At 31.6% G+C, this 244-nt stretch carries 1 protein-coding gene; it reads left to right on the forward strand.

The features are described from left to right. Positions 1-244 (forward strand): hypothetical protein (locus ACYYG1_RS17780; protein ID WP_461211660.1); only part of this gene is annotated, 244 nt, incomplete at both ends.

The raw sequence follows: 244 nt of genomic DNA on the forward strand, positions 1-244 counted from the left end.
GACAAGTTCATTGATGATCTAAGCGAAGGGAACGAAGGTATTACAAAAGTATTACAAGAGTATGCGGGATTAACATTATCCAATATAACAGGGAATAGAGTAAAAAAAGTATTATTACTTTATGGAAAAGGTGATACAGGAAAATCAAAATTTATAGAAGCACTATGTAATATAGTTGGAGAAGAAAACAGTATAAATTTAAAAATGCAGCAACTAGCAGAAAGGTTTGGGTCATCTGCAATCT

Source organism: Desulfocurvus sp. DL1XJH-121, assembly GCF_054819825.1.